Source organism: Leyella stercorea (genome assembly GCF_021531355.1).
Classification (GTDB): domain Bacteria; phylum Bacteroidota; class Bacteroidia; order Bacteroidales; family Bacteroidaceae; genus Prevotella.
Genome location: NZ_JADYTS010000184.1, coordinates 1 through 822, shown reverse-complemented (window position 1 = coordinate 822; position 822 = coordinate 1). Strand labels below are relative to the sequence as shown.

General features: G+C 45.6%; 1 protein-coding gene. It reads right to left on the bottom strand.

Annotated elements, in window-relative coordinates:
* Positions 1-57 precede the first annotated feature (57 nt).
* Positions 58-822 (bottom strand): IS66 family transposase (locus I6E38_RS14960; RefSeq protein ID WP_235394726.1); only part of this gene is annotated, 765 nt, incomplete at its 5' end.

The following is an 822-nucleotide window of genomic DNA, read 5'->3' as shown; positions in this document are numbered from 1 at the left end:
GTAAGCGTATCCGCGATGCTAGTAGATACACTATCAAAAAAAATATCGCTCAAGCTTTTATTCTTGAGCGATATTTTTTTGTTTCCATTTATCCGGCAGCAAGTCACGGTACTTGCTTAGCGGTGTTCTTGGTGGCAGTGCTGCCGCTTTGTTGATGACATCAGATATATATTCAAAGAAGTTGACACCTTGCAGCCGGCAGGAGCATGCAAGCGAATAGAACATGGCAGCACGTCTGGCACCGGCATGCGACCCGAAGAAAAGCGAGTTTCTCCGGGATAAAGATATGTATCTGTTGAGTCGTTCCACAAGGTTGTTGTCCAGATGGTAATCTCCTCTTGTGAAGATATTCATCAGGGCATCCCACTCGTTAAGCATATAATGCACGGCTTCATACTTCTCCGTCTTAGGCAGAAGGCGGTTGTCGGCTGCCATGCGGTCAAGCTTCTTCTTTATGAGATGCATGACTGGTATTGCGTATTGTTGTCGCCATTTGTAGTTGTCGCGTTCCGTCCAGCCGTCTTCTCCGATCTTATGTTTGTGGTTCTTGTGGTAAAGGAAGTTGATAAGGCGTACGATAACCTTGGCATCGAAATCGTCCCCACAATCGAGAAACTTTCTCTTTACATGCTGGAAGCATGCCAGACGCAACAGCCACTTTGCCATTTTACGGTATGGAGAAAAACCGTCTGACTGGAAGGCCCCTTTATAGCCCTTTATATAATCCAGTATGATGTCCTCCTTTCTGGAGCCGTCATGATAGAAGTAGTATACAAGACCGGTGTTTACTGCAGTCACCACCCATATATAGGCTTTCTTTAT